General features: G+C 63.3%; 22 protein-coding genes. 12 read left to right on the top strand and 10 right to left on the bottom strand.

Going from position 1 to position 22,545, the window contains the following annotated elements:
• Positions 1–145: 145 nt before the first annotated feature.
• Both QQL24_RS28975 and QQL24_RS28970 read left to right on the top strand, forming a co-directional pair.
• Positions 146–2,437 (top strand): transglycosylase domain-containing protein, encoded by a 2,292-nt coding sequence (locus tag QQL24_RS28975; protein ID WP_284315784.1) that lies wholly within the window; start codon positions 146–148, stop codon positions 2,435–2,437.
• 287 nt (positions 2,438–2,724) lie between these two features.
• On the top strand, positions 2,725–3,144 hold the full coding sequence (locus tag QQL24_RS28970; protein ID WP_284315783.1) for a type II toxin-antitoxin system PemK/MazF family toxin: 420 nt from the start codon (positions 2,725–2,727) through the stop codon (positions 3,142–3,144).
• A 21-nt stretch (positions 3,145–3,165) separates the two neighbouring features.
• Here the strand turns inward: QQL24_RS28970 and QQL24_RS28965 are convergent, their stop codons facing one another.
• Genes QQL24_RS28965 through QQL24_RS28955 form a run of 3 tightly spaced genes read right to left on the bottom strand, consistent with a single transcriptional unit; the run spans position 3,166 to position 5,540 of the window.
• Positions 3,166–4,569, bottom strand: a complete 1,404-nt coding sequence (locus tag QQL24_RS28965) for an ATP-binding protein (RefSeq protein ID WP_284315782.1) — start codon at positions 4,567–4,569, stop codon at positions 3,166–3,168.
• Positions 4,566–5,240: a response regulator transcription factor gene (locus QQL24_RS28960; protein WP_284315781.1), complete on the bottom strand. Its 675-nt coding sequence runs from the start codon at positions 5,238–5,240 to the stop codon at positions 4,566–4,568. The genes QQL24_RS28965 and QQL24_RS28960 overlap by 4 nt, the downstream gene beginning before the upstream one ends.
• A 9-nt stretch (positions 5,241–5,249) precedes the next feature.
• Positions 5,250–5,540 (bottom strand): PepSY domain-containing protein, encoded by a 291-nt coding sequence (locus QQL24_RS28955; RefSeq protein ID WP_284315780.1) that lies wholly within the window; start codon positions 5,538–5,540, stop codon positions 5,250–5,252.
• Positions 5,541–5,900: 360 nt separating this feature from the next.
• On the opposite strand from QQL24_RS28955, the gene QQL24_RS28950 reads away from it, so the two are divergent.
• Positions 5,901–6,632, top strand: coding sequence for a S1 family peptidase (locus tag QQL24_RS28950; protein ID WP_284315779.1), 732 nt, complete (start codon positions 5,901–5,903; stop codon positions 6,630–6,632).
• Between the two features lie 38 nt (positions 6,633–6,670).
• The gene (locus tag QQL24_RS28945; protein ID WP_284315778.1) at positions 6,671–7,459 is read left to right on the top strand and encodes a S1 family peptidase; all 789 of its coding nucleotides are present in this window, start codon (positions 6,671–6,673) and stop codon (positions 7,457–7,459) included.
• A gap of 18 nt (positions 7,460–7,477) precedes the next feature.
• On the opposite strand, the gene QQL24_RS28940 is transcribed toward QQL24_RS28945, so the two are convergent.
• Positions 7,478–7,957 (bottom strand): YcgN family cysteine cluster protein, encoded by a 480-nt coding sequence (locus QQL24_RS28940; protein ID WP_284315777.1) that lies wholly within the window; start codon positions 7,955–7,957, stop codon positions 7,478–7,480.
• Between the two features lie 58 nt (positions 7,958–8,015).
• Entirely contained in the window at positions 8,016–8,489 is a 474-nt protein-coding gene (locus QQL24_RS28935; RefSeq protein ID WP_284315776.1) for a VOC family protein, read from the bottom strand.
• A gap of 393 nt (positions 8,490–8,882) precedes the next feature.
• Between QQL24_RS28935 and QQL24_RS28930 the strand changes: the two genes are divergently transcribed.
• The 4 genes from QQL24_RS28930 to QQL24_RS28915 all read left to right on the top strand — a co-directional run bounded on the left by QQL24_RS28930 (position 8,883) and on the right by QQL24_RS28915 (position 12,843).
• Positions 8,883–9,407 (top strand): GFA family protein, encoded by a 525-nt coding sequence (locus tag QQL24_RS28930; RefSeq protein WP_284315775.1) that lies wholly within the window; start codon positions 8,883–8,885, stop codon positions 9,405–9,407.
• Between the two features lie 102 nt (positions 9,408–9,509).
• Positions 9,510–11,699: a transglycosylase domain-containing protein gene (locus QQL24_RS28925; RefSeq protein ID WP_284315774.1), complete on the top strand. Its 2,190-nt coding sequence runs from the start codon at positions 9,510–9,512 to the stop codon at positions 11,697–11,699.
• The gene (locus QQL24_RS28920; RefSeq protein WP_284315773.1) at positions 11,696–12,307 is read left to right on the top strand and encodes a DUF1214 domain-containing protein; all 612 of its coding nucleotides are present in this window, start codon (positions 11,696–11,698) and stop codon (positions 12,305–12,307) included. The genes QQL24_RS28925 and QQL24_RS28920 overlap by 4 nt, the downstream gene beginning before the upstream one ends.
• On the top strand, positions 12,304–12,843 hold the full coding sequence (locus QQL24_RS28915; RefSeq protein WP_284315772.1) for a DUF1254 domain-containing protein: 540 nt from the start codon (positions 12,304–12,306) through the stop codon (positions 12,841–12,843). The genes QQL24_RS28920 and QQL24_RS28915 overlap by 4 nt, the downstream gene beginning before the upstream one ends.
• Before the next feature lie 146 nt (positions 12,844–12,989).
• Here QQL24_RS28915 and QQL24_RS28910 read toward each other — a convergent pair whose 3' ends face one another.
• The 4 genes from QQL24_RS28910 to QQL24_RS28895 all read right to left on the bottom strand — a co-directional run bounded on the left by QQL24_RS28910 (position 12,990) and on the right by QQL24_RS28895 (position 17,385).
• Complete coding sequence (locus QQL24_RS28910; RefSeq protein WP_284315771.1) at positions 12,990–13,895, bottom strand: ADP-ribosylglycohydrolase family protein; 906 nt, start codon at positions 13,893–13,895, stop codon at positions 12,990–12,992.
• Positions 13,896–14,509: 614 nt separating this feature from the next.
• Entirely contained in the window at positions 14,510–14,857 is a 348-nt protein-coding gene (locus QQL24_RS28905; RefSeq protein ID WP_284315770.1) for a DUF1491 family protein, read from the bottom strand.
• Positions 14,858–14,879: 22 nt separating this feature from the next.
• A complete protein-coding gene (locus tag QQL24_RS28900; protein ID WP_284315769.1) occupies positions 14,880–15,671 on the bottom strand; it encodes a peptidoglycan-binding domain-containing protein in 792 nt (263 codons plus the stop codon).
• Positions 15,664–17,385 carry a sensor histidine kinase gene (locus QQL24_RS28895; protein WP_284315768.1) on the bottom strand — a complete coding sequence of 574 codons (1,722 nt, stop codon included), beginning with the start codon at positions 17,383–17,385 and terminating at the stop codon, positions 15,664–15,666. Before QQL24_RS28895 ends, QQL24_RS28900 begins: the two co-directional genes overlap by 8 nt.
• Before the next feature lie 389 nt (positions 17,386–17,774).
• Between QQL24_RS28895 and QQL24_RS28890 the strand changes: the two genes are divergently transcribed.
• Positions 17,775–18,068, top strand: a complete 294-nt coding sequence (locus QQL24_RS28890) for a hypothetical protein (protein WP_284315767.1) — start codon at positions 17,775–17,777, stop codon at positions 18,066–18,068.
• Between the two features lie 50 nt (positions 18,069–18,118).
• On the top strand, positions 18,119–18,529 hold the full coding sequence (locus QQL24_RS28885; RefSeq protein WP_284315866.1) for a SufE family protein: 411 nt from the start codon (positions 18,119–18,121) through the stop codon (positions 18,527–18,529).
• Between the two features lie 198 nt (positions 18,530–18,727).
• Here the strand turns inward: QQL24_RS28885 and QQL24_RS28880 are convergent, their stop codons facing one another.
• Entirely contained in the window at positions 18,728–19,147 is a 420-nt protein-coding gene (locus QQL24_RS28880; protein WP_284315766.1) for a Ros/MucR family transcriptional regulator, read from the bottom strand.
• 655 nt (positions 19,148–19,802) lie between these two features.
• On the opposite strand from QQL24_RS28880, the gene msrB reads away from it, so the two are divergent.
• Together msrB and QQL24_RS28870 are read left to right on the top strand one after the other, a co-directional pair.
• Positions 19,803–20,210 (top strand): peptide-methionine (R)-S-oxide reductase MsrB, encoded by a 408-nt coding sequence (msrB, locus tag QQL24_RS28875; protein WP_284315765.1) that lies wholly within the window; start codon positions 19,803–19,805, stop codon positions 20,208–20,210.
• 7 nt (positions 20,211–20,217) lie between these two features.
• On the top strand, positions 20,218–22,317 hold the full coding sequence (locus QQL24_RS28870; RefSeq protein WP_284315764.1) for a S9 family peptidase: 2,100 nt from the start codon (positions 20,218–20,220) through the stop codon (positions 22,315–22,317).
• Positions 22,318–22,545 lie beyond the last annotated feature (228 nt).

Raw genomic sequence — 22,545 nt, 5'->3', positions numbered from 1 at the left:
CCACGTGTAAAATTCTATTCTGCTCATGTTGCGCAGCCCCTCACCTCTATCCTCTCCCCGCTTTGCGGGGCGAGGGGGCGCAGGCGGCTCGCTTCGTCCGGAAAGGCCTCGTCTCGCCCAAACGGTACCCGGCCTCGGCACGCCCATGAGCCTGCTCCGGACCCGTCGCGCGACACTGACCCTCGCCTTCTGGCACCTCTTCGCTGCCTGCGTCCTCCTCTACGCCCATCTCATCAACCAGCGCGCCCAGCTCATCGCCCCCGCCCCTACACCGATCCTCTATGACCGCTCAGGCGCCTTCCTCACCCAGGTCGGCCATGACGATGATGGCAGAGGGCGTGTCGATTACGGCTACTGGCCACTGGAGCAACTGCCCGACCGGGTCGTCAGGGCGACCCTTGCTTTGGAAGACCGTCGCTTCTTTGATCACGCTGGTGTTGATCCCTATGCCATCGCCCGCGCGGTCTGGCAGAATTTCGGCAACGCCCGCCGGCGCTCGGGCGCCTCGACCATCGCCATGCAGGTGGCGCGCATGCAGCGGCCGGAACCCCGCACCTGGCCGAACAAGCTCCTGGAGGCAGGCACCGGCGTGGTGCTGACCCTGCGCTATGGCCACGAGGCCGTGCTCGCGCAATATCTGCGGCTTGCCCCCTATGGCAATGGCAGCCACGGCATCGCCCACGCGGCGCGGCTTTATTTCGACAAGCCGGTGGCCGATCTTTCCTGGGCTGAAATCGCCCTGCTGTCGGCCATCCCGCAATCGCCGACGCTCATGAATCCGCTGCGGCCCGACGGCTTGCGCCGGGCGATCCAGCGCGGCCATCGCGTGCTCGATATCCTCAGGGAGCAGAAGGTGATCAGCGCCGACGAGGCGGCAATCGCCCACAACCAGCTCAAGACGCTGCGCATGCCGAGCCTGCCCCGCCGGCCGGATGCCCTGCAGCTGGTGCTGCGCTATCGCGATCTCGTGCGGGACGGTGCGATCGCGCCTGAAGCCGAGACCGCACCGCTGATCCACACCACCATCGACCTTTCCTTGCAGACCGACGTCACGAATCTCGCGCGGCAATATCTGGATGGCTGGCGGGGCGCCGGCGCGCAGCAGGTGGCCGTCATGGTGGTCTCCCGCCAGACCGGCGAGGTGCTGGCGCAGGTCGGATCGGGCGGTTATTACGCTGGCCATGCCGGTGCGTTCGATTATACCCGCACGCAACGCTCGCCCGGTTCGACCCTCAAGCCCTTCATCTATGCCCTGGCGCTGGATCGCGACGTCCTGAAACCCACCGACATGCTGCTGGACCTGCCGGAGGGCGCCTCCGGCATCGGCAATGCCGACCGCGAATTCCTCGGCCCTATGCTGCCGCGCCAGGCCCTCGCCAATTCCCGCAACGTGCCGGCCACCAACCTGCTGCGCAGCGTGGGCCTGGAAACCACCTTCCATTTCCTGCGCGACCTCGGCCTGCACGACCTGGAGACACCCGCCGACAGTTTCGGTCTGTCGATGGCGATCGGCTCCCTGCCGACGCGTCTGGATTGGCTGGTGAGGGCCTATGGCGCTCTCGCCAATGATGGCCAGTTGCAGGATCTCGCCTGGGCGCGCGAGCAGAGGCGGCGTCCGCCCGTGCGCGTCCTCTCCATCGACAGCGCCCGCCTGGTCACTTCCTTCCTCTCCGACGCCCAGGCGCGGCTGCCGAGCTTCCATCGCTACGGCACGCTGGAATACCCCTTCCCCGTCGCCATCAAGACCGGCACCTCGCAGGGCTACCGCGATGCCTGGGCGGTGGCCTATTCGGACAAGGCGATCGTCGGCGTCTGGATCGGTCGCGGCGACGACGGCACCATGAATCGCCTCACGGGAGCCAGCAGCGCGGCCCGGCTGGTGCATGCCATCCTGGTGAGAATCCATGGCATCAAGCCCGGGGACATCGCCGAGGCGCGTTTCCCGCCCCCGCCCGGCCGCAAGCCGGTGGAGGTGTGCCTCACGAGCGGCCAGGTCGACGCCGGAGCCTGCAGCCAGACCCTGGTCGAATGGGTCAGGCCTGACGAGATGCCGAAGGCCGTCCCGGCCAGCCTGCGTCCCGGCGCCGATGCAGTGCCTGCGCCGATCAAGGCCATCGCCACCGGCAGCGCCAGCCTCCCTCGCCCCGATGTCGACGGCGATGGCCAGCCGATCCGCCTCAGCATCTCGACGCCGGCCCGCAACACCCAGATCTGGCGCAATCCCGAACAGCCGGCGGCCTTCAACCGCCTGGCGCTCAAGGCCGTGGTCGAGCCTCGAGTGGCGCAGATCGTCTGGTATGTCGACGGCCAGCCCTTCGCTGTCGCCGCGCCGGACCAGCCGGTCTTCTGGCCCATCGAGCCCGGCGAACACCGTTTCCAGATCCGCCTGCCCTATCGCGACGAGGCCTCGGCGGTCGTGCCCGTCTATGTGCAGTGACCAGCCGACGCACGACTTGACGATTGCATTACTTTTCCTTACTTTAATGACCCAACGACGTCCGCAGCTGGCTACCGAATGAAGCACTGAATAAACAGCCCCCGAAAAGGTACTCATAGATATGGCTAAACTCGCAACCAAGGCGAGTGTGACTTCGCGTCTCACTACCAAGGCACAAACCACTATTCCTCAGATCGTGCGGAATGCTCTGCACCTCGATCCGGGAGATACGCTTCGATATGTGATTACGGACACGTCCGTAATCCTAGAAAAAGTTCAGGGTACACATGACATCTCAGAAAATCCCTTCGCCTTCTTCCACGAGTGGGCATCAGAAGACGACGAAAAAGCTTTCGCGAACTTTTAAGCAAGGGGACATCGTCAAGATCCCTTTCCCCTTTTCCGACGATCCGACCATCACGAAAGGCCGGCCGGCCCTGGTTATTTCCAAAGGCCATATCACGGCACCAGGAGATAAAATCGCCGATGTCCTCTGGGTCGTGATGCTGACCTCGGACACGCCCGGCAAGCTAGCCTTCGAGGGAGATGTCAAGCTATCGGCTTACACAGCCGCTGGCCTCGACAACCCGACGATCGTTCGGCCCGCCAAGCTCGCAGCCTTGGACACTCGCTTCGCTGAGTTTAAGGGATCCATCAAGGGCGCCAAGCTCGAAGAGGTGCTTAACTTCATTCGGTCGCGGATATAAAAAGGGAGGCATAACAGCTTTTTACGACACCCCCGCCCCAACGCCCTGCAACGCGGGCACGTCGAGCACCGCCCTGAGGCCGCCGATCGGGGCCTCCTCCAGCGCAAACCGGCCGCCATAGAGCGAGACGAGGTCCTCCACGATGGCAAGGCCGAGGCCGGTGCCGGGCTTGGTCTCGTCGAGGCGCTTGCCGCGCTGGACCGCCTCAGCGCGCTTTTCGGGCGAAAGGCCGGGGCCGTCATCGTCGATGGTGATGCGGGCGAACACAGCGCCGTCGATCTGGATCGGCTCGGCGCGGATGGCGACCTCCGCGATCGCCCATTTGCAGGCATTGTCGATGAGGTTACCGGTCATTTCCTCGATGTCCTGCTTCTCGCCGCGGAAACGCAGCGAGGGATCGATCTGCGTCGTGATCTTCAGGCGCTTGACGGCGTAGATCTTCTCCATCGCCCGCACCAGGCCATCGACCACCGGTGCGATTTCGGTGACGGTGCCCACCACGCTCACCGCGGCGGCAATGCGGGCGCGCTTGAGGTGATGGTCGATCTGCATTCGCATCACCACCACCTGGCGTTCAACCTGCTCGGCCAGCGGATTGTCCGGCGAGGAATCCGCCTCGTTGGCGATGACGGAGAGTGGCGTCTTCAGGGCATGGGCGAGGTTGCCCACATGGGTACGCGCGCGCTCCACCACCTGGCGGTTGGCATCGACGAGCGCATCGATCTCGCGGGCCAGCGGCACGATCTCGTCCGGCAGGTTCGGGGGAAGCTTCGTGGCGCGGCCGGCGCGCATCTCCGCCAGCACGCGGCTGATGCGGTTGAGGGGCCGCAGGCCGAAGCGCACCTGGACGAAGGTGGCGGCGAGAAGGCCTACGGCCAGGGCGACAAAGGTGAGGAAGAGGGCATATTCGAAATAGGCAATATCGTTGTCGATCTCGTCGGCCGGGCCCGCCACGGTCACGCGGTAGGTGCCGTCGTCCCCCAGATAGATCACGCGCTCCAGGGCGCGCAGGCGTTGCCCCGTGCCGGTGCCCTTGTCGTCGGGACCATTCATGTATCCCTGGTAGAAGCCCTCCGGATGGGCGGGGACCTTGAGGTCCTCCAGGCTGGGCAACACCGCTTCGAACAGGGATTTCGAGCCGTTCGATTCCGGCTTGTCCGTGCGCGTGATCTGCCAGTACCAGCCCGACAGGGGCTGCTCGAAGCGTGGATCGTTGAAATTGCTGGGTGCGGTGCGGTCCCCGACATCGAGATCGGCGATATCGGCGACGAGCGTGCGCAGATAGAACTGCAGCTGGCCGTCGAACGACTTTTCCGCGGCCTGCCGATAGATGGAGACCAGCACGACGCCGGTGATCAGCAAGATCACCATGATCCAGGCAGCGGCCGAGACGAAGAGGCGGAATGCCAGGGACCGTGTGGTCATACGCGCATGGCGTCCGGCGGTGTGAGGATGTAGCCCATGCCGCGCACCGTCTGGATCACGTCAACGCCGAGCTTCTTGCGCAGACGCCCGACAAAGACCTCGATGGTGTTGGAATCGCGATCGAAATCCTGGTCGTAGAGATGCTCGACCAGCTCGGTGCGGGAAACCACGCGGCCGGTGTAATGCATGAGATAGGCGAGCAGCCGGTATTCATGCGAGGTAAGCTTGACCGGATTGCCGTCCACCACCACGCGCCCGGCGCGGGCATCGAGCCGCACCGGGCCGCAGACGAGCTCGTTGGTGGCATGCCCGGTGGTCCGGCGGATGAGGGCGCGCAGCCGCGCCAGCACCTCCTCCATATGGAAAGGCTTGGCGACATAGTCATCCGCCCCGGAATCGAAGCCCGTCACCTTGTCGGACCAGCGGTCGCGAGCGGTGAGGATGAGCACCGGCATCACCTTGCCGTCGCGGCGCCAGCGGTCGAGGACGGTAATGCCATCGAGCTTGGGCAGGCCGACATCGAGGATCACGGCGTCATAGGGCTCCGTATCGCCAAGAAAGTGGCCTTCCTCGCCGTCAAAGGCACGGTCGACGGCATAGCCGGCCTCCTCGAGCGCCTTGACCAGCTGGCGATTGAGATCCTGGTCATCTTCCACGACGAGAAGCCGCATAATCGTTCCCTACTTCACACCCACGACTTCGCCGGTCTTGGCGTTGATCGTCGCCCGTATCACTCTGCCATCCGGCCCCAGAAATGTGACGACATAGCGGTAATTGTCCGGGCCTCCACACAAATCGCCATCGATCATCTCGCCCTTGACGGCTCGGCGCACGGGACCGAGAACGGAGAGCAGAGACACGACGGTTCCGGCCTGCACCAGCGGCCGCGCCTCGCTCAGGCTGATGCACGCCGCGTTTGCCGGACGCACGGCCGCCCCTGAAGCCAAGCCCAGCATTAGCGCCGCGGCCATGGATGATCTCCAACCCATCATCGCCCTTCCGCTGCGGTTCGCGACGATCCCCCGATTCGAACCGCTATCATCCCGTAAAAGCACTGAACATCGCATGAACGTAATGCGGAATGCCGTCCTTCGCCAGAAGAGTGCCGGAAACCGCTGGGAGCGCGGACGTCCCTACGACACTCAAGTGAGTGTCGGACGATCCGCTCTCGAAACGATACGATTGTGGGAGAAGCAGGACATTCAGGTAGGCCAAAACCACCACCACCCTCTCTTGCGCCAGCATCGTTTCAAGAGCGGACGAGACGTCCGCGCTCCCAGGGATCATGCCCTTGGGTTGACAGGGCCGCTCCGAGCCGCCAAAGCCGAAGCATGACCCGTTTGCGCGCCCTCCTGTTCGCCCTCGCCACCCTCCTGCCAGTTGCCGGGCCGGCTCAGGCCATCGTCGGCGGCTCGCCGGCGGGCACCGATATGATCAGCCATGTGGTGATGATCGTGAGCGACCGCGGCAGCTTCTGTTCCGCCAGCGTGATCGCGCCCGACCTCCTGCTGACGGCCGGCCATTGCGTGCGCAAGGGCGCCAATTACCGCCTGCTGACCTATGCCGGCGGCAAGCCGGTGCTCTCGCCGCTCGGCCAGGTGGCCATCCACCCCCAATTCGATGCGGGCGCCTATGACACCAGGCATTTCACCATCGATCTTGCTCTGGTGAAGCTCGATACGCCGCTCTCCGGCTATGCTCCCCTGCCCCTGGCGGCCGAGGCCGGCGTCGCCGGGCAAAGCTATCGTATCGCCGGCTTCGGCCTCACCGCGCAGAATGCCGGCAAAAGCGGGGGTGTCCTGCGAGAGCTGAGGCTCGAAGGCGCCCCGCCTATCTCGAAGGTGCAGTTGCGCCTGCGCGAAGAGACCGGCGTCGGGGGCGCCTGCCAGGGTGATTCGGGCGGTCCGGTGCTGCGCGACGGTCTTCTGGTCGGCGTGCTCGCCTCGGCCGTCGGCGAGAACAGCCGCAAGGGATGCGGGGGCATGACGGGCGTGGCGCTTTTGGGCACGGCCCTGCCCTGGATCCGCGCCAATGCCGCGAAAATGGGCGTGTCTCTGCCGTAGTCATTTGGCTTTGGAAGGAAATGCTCTAGACCTAATCCATGATGAGAATCCGATTTGCCGTAGCTGTCTTGCTGGTCCTTGCCCTGTCTTCGCCCGCCTTGGCGATCAAGGGGGGACGCGATGCAACCGATCCCGGCGGCGTGCGCAGCCATGTCGTCCAGATCACTGGTCCGGGCGGCACCAAATGCAGCGGCACCGTGATCTCGAAGAAGCTCGTCTTGACCGCCGCCCATTGCTTCCTGTCCGGCCATGGCGAATACCGCATCCGCGCGCTCGACGCCCAGTTTCGCTTCCGTTTTGCCGAGGCAACCCAGGTGGCGATCCATCCCCAGTTTGACGTCCAGGCGCTCGGCACGACCGCGGCGATCAACGACATCGCCCTCATCCGAGTCGAGCAAGCCTTTCCGGATTGGCTGGTGCCCGTGCCCCTCGCCTCCCGCGTGGCGGATGACGGCAGCTTCGTCGACGTCCAGGTCGCCGGCTTCGGCATGAGCCGCGACCGTGTGCTGAGCAGCGCCGGCAAGCTGCGCGAGCGGCATTTCGACATGCTCGACCAGATCGATACCAGGTCCCACCAGCTCTTCCTGATCGACCACAAGGCGACGCGGAGGACCATCAACAACAATGGCATCTGCCGCGGCGATTCCGGCGGGCCGGTGTTCCAGCGCACCGCCAACGGCTATGTGCTGGTGGGCGTGATCTCGGCCGTGATGGGCGGCAAGGGCAAGGATTGCGGCGCGATCACCGCCGTAACGGCCGTCTCGGACTACCGCACGTTCATCGAGAACATGGCGGATGCGGCCGGCTCTCCGGTGAAATTCCAGTAAGGCCGCACTTTCGGCACCCTACTTCCGTCGCGCCTTTTTGGGTACGCGCATGGGCCAGCGCACCACGTGATCTTCCCACTCGCCATCGGCGATCTGGGTGTCATCGGCCTTGACCTTGCCGCGCACGGAAACCTCAGCGCTGTGCACGGTCGAGGGATCCCCTGAGACCAGCGGGTGCCACCAATAGAGGTCCTCGCCTTCAGCCACGAGGCGATAGGCGCAGGTCGGCGGCAACCAGTCGATGGTGCGGACCAGCTCCGGCGTCAGCGTCACGCAATCGGGCACGTGCTTCTTGCGATGCTCATAGTCCGAACATTGGCAGCTATGGCTTTCGAGCATGAAGCAGGCGACGTCGGTGAAATAGGTATCGGCCGTTTCCTCTTCCTCGAGCTTGACCAGGCAGCAGCGCCCACAGCCGTCGCACAGGCTCTCCCACTCCTCGAGAGAGAGTTCCTCCAGCGTCTTGGTCTTCCAGAAAGGTTGGGCGGCCTGGCTCATGGCCGCTGGAATAGCGGAATTGTCCGCAGGAGCCAAGCACGCCTTTGCGGCGCGACGGTCAAGGTGTCTGGCAATTGTCGCCCATGGGCTTCTTCATCGCTTCGCGAATTTCATCAGGCGAGACATCGCGCAGATGGGTGGCGGCAGACCAGCTATGGCCGAACGGATCCTTCATCACGCCATACCGATCACCCCAGAACATATCTTGGATCGGCATGGTGACCGTGGCACCGGCCTCGACCGCGCGGGCGACAAAGGCATCGACATCGGGTACGTAGAGATGCACCGTCACCGGCGTGCCGCCGAGCGTCAGAGGCGATTGCATACCCCATTCCTTATATTCGTCCACCAACATGACCGTGCTGCCTTCGATCTTGATGCAGCCATGCATCAGCCTGCCATCCGGCCCGGCGAGGCGCGCCATTTCCTGGGCACCGAAAGCCTTCTTGTAGAAGTCGATTGCGTCGGCCGCGCCGGCGCAAACCAAATGGGGCGAGATGGTGCTCATGCCGTTCGGGATGGGCTGAGGCATTTGGAAACTCCCTTTTCATACCTGTTGGGACCGGCTTGTCCATGCGACCGCCAGCCTCTGCTTTCCGAGGACGATCTATGCGAGGGGCGCCCGACAGTCGAGGCAAGAAAAATTCGGATAGCCCAGTCTCGATGTGCCTGATGTGAAGGATTGCTTTCAACCCATAGCCGGTATTGGAGCCGCCAACAGGCCTTTCCGAAAGCGGACATTTGGAAGAAGCACCTGCACAACGACATCTCGCCCATCGGGCTCGCTCAGGTCGAAAAGCGACGAGTGATTTTTTGGCACCGCAGCCACATTCGTTATGCAAAGTATCGGTATCAAAGGATAGTTGTGCGACGGTGCGGGAGCGCGCCGGGCTGCTGGTCGAGACCAGATTGTGGACGATTGAAAATGATGAATAAGCTCATCCTGGCATCCTGCCGTTGCGGCGAAATAGAGCTTCAGATTGCCGGTACTCCAATCTTGCGGGGCATTTGTTATTGCTCGAGTTGCCAAGAGGCTGGTCGCCTTGATCAGGCAAGGCATGGCGTGGACTGTGTCTTGGCCGAAGACGGCGGTACGGACTACGTATTATATCGCAAGGATCGCGTGCGCTGCGTCAAAGGCCATGAGCTTTTCGAGGAGCGACGGCTGAAACCAAGTTCGCCAACGAGGCGGATGTACGCTCATTGTTGCGAGACGGCCATGTTCCTTGACTTTACGAAGGGGCATTGGCTCACGATCTATCGCGACCGCCTTCCCAGCGATATGCCGCCGGCGACAATGCGTATAATGACGGCCAAACGGCCCAAAGGCGTGATTTTGCCGGATGATATTCCCAATTACCCAGGCTACTCCGTCAAATTCATACTGAAGTTGCTGTTCGCATGGATGGCTATGGGTTTCAGGCGGCCGACCGTTGAGGGTGTCCCCTAAAAGCGTCGGTGCCACGAACGTTCGCGCCCCCTTCCGGGAACCTCTCGCCGCAGGTAAGATGACGCTTTGCACCATCGCACCGCGCATCGGTTGGTTCTCACAGTGCCTGAACGCAAGCCAGAACCGTCCTTTTTCAAGCGTTTCAGCCGCCGGGCCCTGCGGCTCGATTCGTGGCTCGACAATGCAGTCTATGTATCGGGACAGAAGCTGCGCGCAGCGATCGAATGGGGCTCGGACTTCTCGCATCGCTTCCAGGTCGCGGGCTGGCGCCGCCTGCTGGTCGAGATTGGCTGCGAAGCGCTGACGCTCGGCACCGCAGGCCTGATCGTCGGCCTGATGCTGGCCCAGCCCATCATGAAGCAGATCGGTGACGATTGGCTGCATCGGGCCGATATCGCCGTCACCTTCGAGGACCGCTACGGCAATGTCGTCGGCCAGCGCGGCATCCGCAGCAATGACAGCGTGGCTCTCGCCGACATGCCCGATTATGTCATCAAGGCCGTGCTCGCCACCGAGGACCGCCGCTTCTACGATCATTTCGGCATCGATATCATCGGCACGATCCGCGCCGTCACCGTCAACAGCCAGGCGAGCGGCGTGGTGCAGGGCGGCTCCTCGATCACCCAGCAGTTAGCCAAGAATCTCTTCCTCTCCAACCAGCGCACGCTGGAGCGCAAGATCCGCGAGGCCTATCTGGCGCTCTGGCTCGAAGGACATCTGAGCAAGGACGAGATCCTCAAGCTCTATCTCGACCGCGCCTATATGGGCGGCGGCGCCTTCGGCATCGAAGCGGCGGCGCAATATTATTTCGGCAAGTCGGTGCGCGACGTCTCGCTGGCGGAGGCCGCCATGCTGGCGGGCCTGTTCAAGGCGCCGACCAAATATGCGCCCACCAACAACCTCGCCGCCGCGCGCGGGCGCGCCAACCAGGTGCTGAGCAATCTCGTCGATGCCGGCTTCATGACGGAAGGCCAGGTCTCGGGCGCCCGGCGCAATCCGGCGACCCCCGTCGACCGGGCCCGTGAGAAGGCGCCGGACTACTATCTCGACTGGGCCTATGGCGAGATCGCCGACATGGCCGATGATGGGGGGCTCGGGGACGAGTCCGTCTTCGTGGTGCGCACCGCGCTCGACCCTGCCATCCAGTCCGCCGCCGAGAACGCGCTGGAATCGATGCTGCGCCAATATGGCAGCGACTACAACGCCCATCAGGGCGCCATCGTGATCATGGACACCGACGGCGCGGTGCGGGCCATGGTGGGCGGGCGTGACTACAGCCAGAGCCAGTTCAATCGCGCCACCGACGCCCTGCGCCAGCCCGGCTCCTCCTTCAAGCCCTTCGTCTACACCACCGCCCTGATGAACGGCTTCACACCGAAATCGATCGTGGTCGACTCGCCCGTCTGCATCAAGAATTGGTGCCCGCAGAATTTCGGCCACAGCTTCTCCGGGCCGGTGACGCTGTTGCAGGCGATTACCCGCTCGATCAACGTCATCCCGGTCAAGCTCTCGCTGGCGCTGAGCAAGAACGCCGTCGATGGCCGGCGCATGATCATCGATACCGCCCATACGATGGGTATCGAGACGGACCTCAAGGAATCCTGGGCCCTGCCGATCGGCGTGGAGGCGGTCGATCTCCTGGAGATGACGGGCGCCTATGGCGTCTTCGCCTCCGGTGGACACAAGGCGCCGCCCCACGCGGCGACCGAGATCCGCAGCGCCAGGGGCGATCTGCTCTATCGGTTCGATGCAACGACGGAGACCCCCATCGTCATCGATCCCAAGATCATCAGCGACATGAACGGCATGCTGAACAGCGTGGTCGAGAACGGCACGGGCAAGAAGGCGCAACTGCCCGGCATCAAGGTCGCCGGCAAGACGGGCACCACCAATTCCTATCGAGACGCCTGGTTCATGGGCTTCACTGGCAATTTCGTCGGCGGGGTCTGGTACGGCAACGACAATTTCCAGCCCAGCAACAAGATGACCGGCGGCACCCTGCCAGCCATGACCTGGCAGCAGGTGATGACGGTGGCGCATCAGGGCGCCGACCTCCGGCCGATCCCGGGCGTGGCCCCCTTCCCGCCCGAGCAACAGCCGAAAAAGGGCGAGCCACCGCCACAGACCGTCGATGGGACACCGCCACCACCTCCGATGGTGCCACAGGCCCTCGCGCGCAACGCCACGCTGGTGCTGCACGACATTGGCGTGATGATCGACAGCGCCAGTGCCGCCCTTCCCCCGGCCCCCGCCAAATCAGCCGCCTTGCCGCGCCGGTCGACCATCGAATGAGGGGTCCGTCATCGAATATCGGACTGGCCTATGCCCTGGTCCTGGGTGCCGTGGTGGCGCTCGGCCTGACCTGGTGGACCACGGGCGATGCCTTCCAGCTAGGGGCGCTGCGTATCGGTCCGTGGCAAGCCTGGCCCCTCACCGATCCGCTCAATGCCGACCGCTACAGTCGTGCCCGTATCGCCCGTTCGGGGGACCTGCCGCTCGGCCCGGGCGAGGGCCTGGCCTTCACCGCGAGGGTGGACTCCGAGGGCCGGGCCCTTGACGGCGGTTGCCACTACACCATCGGCCCTATCCTGCCGCCTGCTCGCTGGTGGACGCTCAGCCTCTACGACAGGGCCGGCAAGCCCTTCGTCAATCCAAGCGAGCGCTTCGGTTTTGCCAGTTCCGCCGTGATGCGCGGCGAGAACGGTGCGGCGGCAATCGAGACCGGTCCAGGCCTGCAGCCCGGCAACTGGCTTCCGAGCGCTGCGGGTCCGATCTCGCTGGTGCTGCGCCTCTATGACAGCCCGGTCTCCACCGGCCTTGCGACCGAGCTGGGCGCCCGTCGGGCCATCGATATGCCCGATATCAAGCGCGGCACCTGCCAGAACGGATCGCAGTCATGATGCGCTGGTTCCTGTGGAGCCTGGTGGGCGTGCTGATCGGCATCCTGGCGCATCTCGTCTCCATGATCGCCCTGCCGCGCCTCAGCACCCAGACCGGCTTTCAGCGCATCGCCCTCACGACCAAGGCGGATGGATTTGCCATTCTGCCGGCGGACAAGACGCCTCTGCCGATGCCGGATCCGGCCATTATCACCGCCTTCTGCCGCTACGACCTCGCAGGCGGCGCCGCTCGGCTGCATGTGCCCGTCTCATCAGGCTTCCTGTCGATCTCCTTCTACACCGCCGCCGGCCTCAATTTTTACGCCCTCACCGACCGGGCGGCCGCCAATGGCGCGATCGATCTCACCCTCTACACGCCTGCACAGCTCGCGCAGGTACGCGCCAATGAAGGCCCCGACCAGCCAGGCGCGCCACGCCTGCAGGCGCCGGAGGACAGGGGGCTGGTGGTGCTACGCGCGCTCATAGCGGAGCCCGGCGAGAAGGCAGAGACCGAGCGCGCACTGACGGCGGCACGCTGCGGGACGGCTCAGCCATGAGGCAATATGCGATCAGAATAGGGCGCCACGTCATTCCGGCTGTAGCGTATCCTCACAAGCTTTGCTTGTGAGGATACGGTCATCCAACCAAACCTTTGGTTTGGTCGTGGGAATGACGATGCACGCCATTCTGATCGGGTATCGCTTCAAGACGCGCAAAGCTCGCCGGCGAGTTCCGCGATCCAGTCGCCCCAGACGAGCTTGTCCTGCCAGGCCGGGGGTATGGCGCTCCGGCCATGGATCGCGCCGGCAAGCTGGCCGGTGACGGCGCCGACCGTGTCGGCATCACCACCGAGATTGACGGCAAGAATAACCGCCTCCTCAAAGGACGTCGTGGTGCTCACGGCCCACAGAGCCGCCTCGAGCGTATCGACGACGTAGCCGCTCGAGGAGATGGCGGCACGTTCGATCGGCCGCCAGTCGGTTGCGGCAAGGCGGCGGATCTTCGCCGGCACCCCTTCGGTCAGGGTACGAGGCGCCAGAACCTCGTCCTTCGACGCACCCGTCATCGCCTCATGCAGCAGGAGAGCGAAATGGCGGCAGGCCGAGACGGCCTCCACGGCGCCGTGGGTCAGGCGGGATTGCTCGCCCGCGTCGCGGATGGCTCGCTCCCGATCCTGCCGGGCCGCGATCACCACAGGCGCCAGGCGCATGAGCGAGCCATTGCCGGCGCTCTTCGGATCGGTCGAGCCGGCATAGGGATCGCCGCTGCGCTCGTAGCGGGCGAGCGCCTCTTCGGTGGTGACGCCAATGTCGAAACATTCGCCGGTCGCGCTCATATAACCGTGACGCCACCAATTGACGAAACGGTTCATGCAGTCGACGGCGTCGAAGCGCTTTCGGTAATTGAGGCTCTCGGCGAGGCAAAGGGCCATGGACGTATCGTCGGTCCAGGCGCCGGCCGGCAGGGCGAAGGGGCCACCACCGACGAGATCGGTAACAGGAGAGTGGCTGTCGCGCGCCGAGAATTCAAGTGTGGTGCCGAGTGCATCGCCAATGGCGAGACCGAGGAGAGCACCCTGCGCCCGGTCCAGGAAGAAGGCAGACGTCACGCTTTGCGATGGCGCTTGCCACCAGTGGAGCCGCGGCGCTCGGACCGGTTGTCCTGGTGGTCATCCTCGGTGTGCCGTTCGATGCGCACGCCTGTGAAGAAAAGGATCTCCGCGGTACGGTCGCGGTTTTCGCTACCCGATGGGGATCGGGGTTGGGGGTGTTTCGGAAATTGCAGCACTATGCTCATGGCAGGACCTATCAGCAGATTGCACCAGAAAGTCGAACTCCGAATGCTTTCGATTTGCGGTCATATACAGGTAAGGAAGGTTAACAGTTTGTGTACGAGCGCACTTAACGCCGTTACCCGTAGTCTGAGCGTGACTCGTGTGTGCGTTTTCGCACATCGGCCCGTAATTCCAAGACCAAATCGCCCTTTTGGGCACGAAATGGACCCTACAAAAAAGAAGTAAACCTTTCGTACATGTCCCGGCTCTGGATGGCGCAAGGTCCACCAACCGCATTATGCAGCCGAACTATGCCGTTACGTAATCACGTTCCGAAATGGGTCGCCTGCCTTGAACGGGACGGAGCAAAGCTTGTTCCGAGACTCTCCCAACCGATTCGCTCGGGGCTCCGGCCGGCCTCCTGACACCAGACCGATGCGCCTCCCGCCCTATTCCACCGCGAGATCCAGGAAATGACGGCCCTGCCGGTCTTCGGCTTCGATGACCCACAGGTCCGGATCGAAACGGAATTCGCGCTGCAGACGGGTTTCGGCATCGAGAGGCGTGGTGCCCTCGGGCGTGAGGCGGATGAAGCGCCTGATACCGTCGTCCGCGGTGATCAGGGACTGCGGCGCGGGGCCATAGAGCGCCGCGGTGCCATCGAGCCTGTCGACCTTCACGAAGATCGCGCCGGCCTCTTCGGCGCCGCGATGCCTGAGCACGGCAAAACCACCTTCGATCTCGGCCCGGCGGATATAGGCCGCGACGAAGATGCTGGACTTGAGCCGCGAGCTCATGCTGCCACCCCTGTGATGCCGGTCACTCGATCTTGGCCCCCGAGCGTGTCAGAGCCTGGATCAGGTGCTCGGAAACCTGGCCGGTGACAGGCAGGCTGTGATCCTTCTCGAAACGGCCGATGGCGCTGCGCGTTTCCTTGGACATGAAGCCATCGACCTTGAGGGGCCCGTAGCCCTGGTTGGCAAGCGCCTTCTCGACACTTAGCAGCCGCTTGTCCGGCTGCGGGCCGGCAGCCGGCGCCGGCGTGTTGCCATTGATGAGGGCGGCAATCTGGTCAACGGGCTGGGGCGGCGGCGTATCCGCTACGGTGGTGTCGGGCGTCAGCACCGGGCCGGAACTCGCCGTGATCTTGGCGAGCAGCGCCGAGCTCGAAAGCCCATCGACCGCAAGGCCGTTATGCTGCTGGAAGGAGCGGATCGCGGCAGTGGTCTTGGGGCCGTTCACGCCATCGGCGAGGCCGTCATAGAGGCCGCGCTCGGCCAAAGCGAGCTGGACGTCGCGCAGCACCGATACGGCATCTTCCGTGGCCTGGTCGGCCGAGCCGCGCTCGGCAGCGTTGGGAGCTGACGGCGGCACGGGGACGGAGCCCGCCCGTTCCTGCGCGCGAATATAGGGAGAGGCACGCATGCCGGTCTGCAGAGCCAGCGCATTGACGAGAATGACCATGCCAAGTCCCGCCATAACGGCAATGCCGGCAATCTCCATCGGACGCTGCAAGAGCACACGCATCACGCCGATATAGCGCGATGGCGTCTCTTCCATCTTATCCGACAGCGTGAAATCGCCGTCGGAGCGGGCTAACGCTTCACGCACGTTTCTTCCCCAATTCTTCGTCGATAAAATGCTCTGTCACCGCCTGAGCCGGACGGACCGGCAGCGTCTCGATCACCGCGCTGCCCGCAAAGGCGCGGCGCGAGGCTTCGTTCTCGCAATCGCTGGGAAGCAGCACGGTCACGGTGGTGCCGTGGCCAACGAGGCTGTCGACCTCCATGCGCCCGCCATGGAGCTGGGCCAGGCCCTTCACCACGGACAGGCCGAGACCGGTGCCCTCATAGGTGCGCTCATAGTCTTTCGAGGGCTTGCCGGCGGTGGACTGGAAGAAGGCCTCGCCCAGCCGCGGCACGTCTTCGCGCGCCACGCCCACGCCGTCATCGGCCACGAACAGGGCAACGCCATATTTCTCCTGGCGCGCGCCGATGGTGACATGGCCGCCGCGCTTGGTGAACTTCAGGGCATTCGACATCAGGTTCAGGTAGATCTGCCGGCAGGCGCGCTTGTCGGCGATGATGGGCGGCATGTCGGGGCTGATCGCCGTCTCCAGGGCGATACCCAGTTCCTGCGCCTTCAAGAGCAGGATGTTGCGGCAATTCTCGGCAAGGTCGCGCACCTGGAAGGATTCGGGCACCAGCTCGAAGCTGCCGCTCTCGATCTTCGACATGTCGAGGATGCCGTTGACCATGGACAGGAGGTGATGGCCGCTGTCATGGATCAGCCCGGCATATTCGTGGCGGCGCTCAGCCGAGAGCTTCATCATCTCCTCGTTCAGCATCAGCTCGGAGAAGCCGATGATGGCGTTGAGCGGCGTGCGCAGCTCATGGCTCATGGTGGCCAGGAAGCGGCTCTTGGCGGCATTGGCCTTCTCGGCCTCGATCTTGGCGTCGATAAGCTGGTGCTCATAGGTCTTGCGATCGGTGATGTCCTGCATCACCGCGACGGTCTGGCGATCCTCGTCCTCGCCGAGCGGGCGGCAGCGCATCTCCACCCACAGGAAGACCGGCACGCCCTCGCCCTTGCGGCGCAGGCGGAATTCCACGGTGGAGGCAAGCCCGTCCATCTCAGCGGACGACAGGGCGGAAAGATAGGCCGGGCGGTCGGCGATATGGACATAGTCGAACAGGCCCTGGCCGAGCAGGTCCGACGGTTCGACGCCGAACAGGGCCTGCGAAGCGGGCGAGGCATAGACCACCTGCCCGCGCTTGCCATGGCGGGTCACGAGGTCGGAGATGTTCTCGGCCAGCAGCGTGTAGCGCGCCTCGCCGGATTTCACGAGCTGGCGGTCGTAGCGGCGCAAGCGCAATTCCGCCAGCATGATGCCGCTGACGGCGCCCACGGCAAAGGCGACGCCGAGGCCGTCGAGAAAACGGGCGCCGAGCGGCAAAGGCGCGGCAGCACTGGAACCGGCAAGGACGACGATCATGCCGGTCAGGCCGGCCAGGACCATGGCGCGGATGACGATGTTGCGGGCGCCGGTGAGCATGGCGATCGCCGGCGCGATGGCAAGCAGCGCATACGTCGCCGCGCTGTGGCCGGCGCTCAAATGGGAGGCCAGGCCGGAAAAGCCGCAGATCACCAGCACGGTCATCAATGCGGCGATATCGAGCCGGCCGGTGATCGACAGGCGCCAGACGATGCCAAGCAGGGCAGCGCCCAACAGCACGACGCCGCCTACGATCAGGCTCGGGCCTCCCGAGAAGGCCAGGATGGGCGGCACCAGGGTCATCCCGAACAGGGCGGTACCGAGCAGCATGGCGACGAACGCGCCATGTCGGGCTGATGTCAAAGGGTCGTGACGGGCCGATCCGTGGACCAGACGGTCCACGGATGCTTTGGCCGATATGAACCAATCAAATTGACGCAACGCCCAGGCACGGCTTTCAGCCGCGCTCCCTACCATGACCATCAGACCATGGCAGGGCGTCCTTTAAGCGAACCCTAAAAGAATGGCCCCGCGAGGGCTTCGGGGGGTCTGGAAAGCCCTTCTGGGCGCCGAACTGATAAATATGGTGAACAAGACATCAAGACAGGGCGTCTACAGGTTAACCACTTCTTCACTTTGGCGCCTCAGGTGCGAGACGTCACGCAAGTGTCCAGCAACCTCATGATAAAGTGGAGGTCTCTCATCGGGAGTTCCTGAGAATGTTCTTCATTCTCCGCATGGTGTTCTGGATCGCTGTTGTCGCACTGCTCCTGCCCGCCTCACCCGGCCAGCATCAGCAAAGCGCCTCCACGAGCACGACATCGCTGACCGAACAGGCGGTGTCGGCGGCGGTATCCTATTGCGCGACGAGCCCCGAAAAATGCGCGGCAGGACTGGAAGGCGCCCGCAGGCTTGGCGACCTCCTGAGCGGAAGGACGGGACCGGCCGCCACCCAGGCCCCCGCGCCACAGCATCTGGTCGCCTTGCCGCCGCCGCGGCCCGCCATTCCCTGAGAAGGCTTTGTCTTTGGCCCTATCTCACCTATATGGTGGATATGAGCACGCTGCAGATTTCAGAGATCATCGAGAATTTCGAGCTCCTCGACGATTGGGAAGACCGTTATCGCTACCTGATCGAACTGGGCAAGACGCTCGAACCGCTGCCTGAAGAAGCCCGCACCCCGGTCAACAAGGTGCAAGGCTGCGTCAGCCAGGTCTGGCTGGTGACCCATTGGCAGAACGGGCGCGCCTCTTTCGTGTGCGATAGCGACGCCTTCATCGTGCGCGGGCTGCTTGCCATTCTGGTGTCGGTCTATAGCAATCACACCGCACCCGAGATCCTGGCGATCGATGCCTTGCAAATCTTCCGCGACCTGCAGTTGCAGGAACATCTGACGCCGCAGCGCTCCAACGGGCTCAAATCCTTCGTAGAGCGCATCCGCCACGACGCCCGGCAGGTCCTCGCGGCCACCTGATCGCCGGGTCTTCCAGCACCCCCTTGCAGAATAGAAAAGCCGGGCGCAGAGCACCCGGCTTCCCCACTGCTTAAAGGTTCACGACAGGTCGCGCTTCTTCTGAAGCACGCGCGCTTCAACTCCGGGTCGGCACACTAGCCCGTCCCGAAAGCCTGACGGCTTTCCCGAGATATGCGCCGACAGTCTCGGGGTGGGAGCTTACCGGCCCTTACGGCGACGCTGCTGGCCGAGGCCCATCTGCTTGGCAAGGTTGGAACGAGCCTGCGCATAGTTTGGGGCAACCATCGGATAGTCGGCCGGCAGAGCCCACTTCTCGCGGTATTCTTCCGGCGAGATATTGTATTGGGTGCGCAGGTGACGCTTCAACGACTTGAACTTCTTACCGTCCTCGAGGCAGATGATGTAGTCAGCCGTCACCGACTTCTTGACAGGAACGGCAGGCTTGGGAGCCTCAGCCGGCACTTCCTGGACGCCGCTGGTGATACGCTGAAGAGCACCATGGACCTCGTTGATCAAGCCTGGCAGATCCGATGCAGCAACCGAATTGTTGCTTACATAGGCAGAGACGATGTCAGCTGCGAGCTCGATGAAGTTGGCGTTGTGTGATCCGTCGCTCATGGAAAATCGACTTTCTTCTTTTGGTCTGATTCAACTAAATGTTCACCACAGGCTACGCTGCCGCGCCATTCAATTACAGCAGACCCAGCCATACATTCGCTTCGCAACATTGGAATCGCGAATTTCGAATTGGAATTTGATTTAAACTCTCAAATCTTATCAATCAAGTTCTTTTGCAAGACAAGCATGAAATTTGTATTGAGGCGGCCCGGTTTACTGCCGCCAAAACATGCAACCGCTTACGTAAGCCGGGAACCTACCACAATTGGCTACTGCAACGCCCTATTGGACTATCTGGGCTTCATTGTGGACAAAATCGACCTCCCCCATCAGAGAGAAAAGCTCTCTTGAAAAAAGCCGTGGATAATCAGCGTATTATGCAAATTCAAGGCCCTGCGTACCCGCTTACCATCCATGGTAGAGGCCCAGTCGTGAACCGATTTCCTCTGCGACAGTCTGCGCCGGTCACAAACATTCCCTGCAAAATTGCAAAATCTAACTCCATCGTGATCGACGCAAGAATTGCGAACGCTCCGCCCCCTTCCTATCTATGGCCGAGTGACGGACTACCAAAGAGTGAGTTCGTCGAATCAGTCGCAAAGTATGTCTTCAGCGTATTTAGCATCCATTTGCGGCAAAATATTGGGAGACAATTGTGCCAAACAAGAAAGTCAGCAAAACCGATGCGGAATGGCGGGCGCTTCTCTCTCCAGAACAGTACCGCATTACCCGCGAGCACGGCACCGAACGTGCTTTTACCGGGCCGTTCTGGAATTCCAAAGCAAAGGGCATCTATTCCTGCGTCTGCTGCGAGGAAAAACTCTTCAGATCCGACACCAAGTTTGATTCCGGCTGCGGCTGGCCCAGCTATTTCGAACCCGTGCGGCCTGACGCCGTCATCGAAATTGAGGACCGCTCCTTCGGCATGCGCCGAATCGAAATCCGCTGTGCCACCTGCGACGCGCATCTGGGACACGTCTTCCCCGACGGCCCCAAGCCGACCGGTTTGCGTTATTGCATCAACGGTCACTCGATGAACTTCACGCCTGATTCGAAAGAATAAACCTCCGATGCCAGCCTCGATTCTTCCCCCGGTCGCCGAAAAGCGGCCAAGCAAGCGTATTGTCCATGGCGTTACCTTGCATGACGACTATGCCTGGCTGCGCGCCGACAACTGGCAGGAGGTCCTGCGCGACGGATCGGCCCTGCCGGCCGACATCCGGACCCATCTCGAGGCGGAAAATAGCTACGCACAGGCCCGGCTGGCCGAAGGGGAGGCTCTGCGAGCCACGTTGTTCGAGGAACTCAAGGGGCGCATCAAGGCGGATGATTCGTCCGTGCCGGCGCCCGATGGCCCCTTCGAATATTACTCCCGCTTCCGCGAAGGGGGGCAGCACCGTCTCTACTGCCGCCGCCCCCGCGGCGGCGGCGAGGAGAGCGTGCTGCTCGACGGCGATGCCCTCGCCGAAGGCAAGGGCTTCTTCGCGTTCGGCGGCTCCGATCCCTCGCCCGACCACCGGCTGGTCGCCTGGAGCAGCGATGAGAATGGCTCTGAGTTCTATGTCGCGCATATCCTCGATACCACTAAAGGGGTAATGCTTGGCGATGAAGTACCTGATACCGCCGGTGGCGTGGTCTGGCGCCAGGACGGCTCGGCCTTCTATTATGTGAAGGTGGACAAGAACCACCGCGCCTCTAGCGTGTGGGAACACCGCCTGGGCACGCCCGCCGGCGAGGACCGCCTGGTCTATGAGGAAGCGGACAGCGGCATGTTCGTCGGCCTCGGCCAGACCCAGTCGCGCCGCATGGCGGTGATCTCGATCCACGATCACGAGACCTCGGAAGCCCGGGTGATCCATCTCGACGATCCCGACGGCACGGTCCATCTGATCGCGGGGCGCGAAGCGGGCATGCAGTACGAGATCGAGCACCTGCCGATGGCCGACGGCGGGGATCAGCTGCTGATCCTCACCAATGTCGACGGCGCCGAGGATTTCCGCATCATGAGCGCGCCGCTCGCCACGGCCGATCGCCGGTCCTGGCGCGATCTCATCCCGCACAAATCAGGCCGCTACATCCTCGCCATGGTGGTGCTGGCGGGATGGCTGGTACGGCTGGAGCGCGAGGACGGCCTGCCGCGAATCGTGGTGCGGGAGCTTGCCAGCGGTACAGAGCACAGCATCGCCTTCGAGGAGGAGGCCTATGCGCTCGATCTGCGGGGCTGGGAAGAGTTCGAAACCGACGTGATTCGCTTCGTCTATTCCTCGATGACCACGCCGGCCGAGACCTTCGACTACAATATGCGCACACGCGAGCGCGTACTGCGCAAGCGCCAGGAGGTGCCCTCCGGCCACGACCCGTCGCTCTATGTAACGCGGCGCGTCTTCGCTCCCACGGCCGATGGCGAAAGCGTGCCTGTCAGCCTGCTCTACCGCAAGGCGACCCCGATCGACGGCTCGGCCCCGCTCCTGCTCTATGGCTATGGTGCGTACGGCATTTCCATGCCGGCGCAGTTCTCGACAAACATCCTGTCCTTGGTCGATCGCGGCTTCGTCTATGCCATCGCCCATATCCGCGGCGGCTCCGAGAAGGGTTGGCGCTGGTATCGGGAAGGCAAGCTGGCGCGCAAGAGCAACAGTTTCCACGATTTCGTTGCGGCGGGCGCCTATCTTGCCAGCCACAAATTCACCTCCAAGGGACGGATCGTGGCGCATGGCGGCTCAGCCGGCGGCATGCTGATGGGAGCAGTCGCCAATCTGGCACCGGATCTCTTCGGCGCCGTCGTGGCCGAGGTCGCCTTTGTGGACGTGCTCACCACGATGCTCGACGACACCCTGCCTCTCACCCCGCCGGAATGGCCCGAATGGGGCAATCCGATCGTGGATGAGGAGGCCTTCCATACGATCCTGTCCTACAGCCCGGTCGATAATGTCAGCGCCCAGGCCTATCCGCCGATCCTGGCGCTCGCCGGTCTCACGGACCCGCGCGTGACCTATTGGGAGCCGGCGAAATGGGTGGCGCGCCTGCGCGAAAAGAGCACAGGCGAGACACCCGCGATCCTCAGGGTCAATATGGATTCAGGCCATGGCGGCGCCTCGGGACGGTTCGACCGGCTGAAGGAAGTGGCGCTGGTGCAGGCTTTCGCGCTGAAGGCCATGGACGCAGCCTGATTCGGAAGGCTGGGTGATTTGGAAAGTGGCACGGCCTGCATAATTTCATGCCAGTCATTCTACCAAATCAGTTCCCTTCCTCCGCCATCCTGCTTAAGGTCGCCTGCCGACCCCATCGGCGCTCGGTTCTGCCCCGGATTTCCGCGAGATCTATGGTTTCGGCCCGGAAATCCAGGAACCCACAACGGCAGGCGGCGTTTTGCCGTCACCACCGTTGATCACATGCCA

It is taken from the genome of Labrys miyagiensis, from assembly GCF_030160835.1.
GTDB classification, from domain to species: domain Bacteria; phylum Pseudomonadota; class Alphaproteobacteria; order Rhizobiales; family Labraceae; genus Labrys; species Labrys miyagiensis.
The sequence above is the reverse complement of the archived record's forward strand: the minus strand, read 5'-3'. Positions and strand labels throughout refer to the sequence as shown.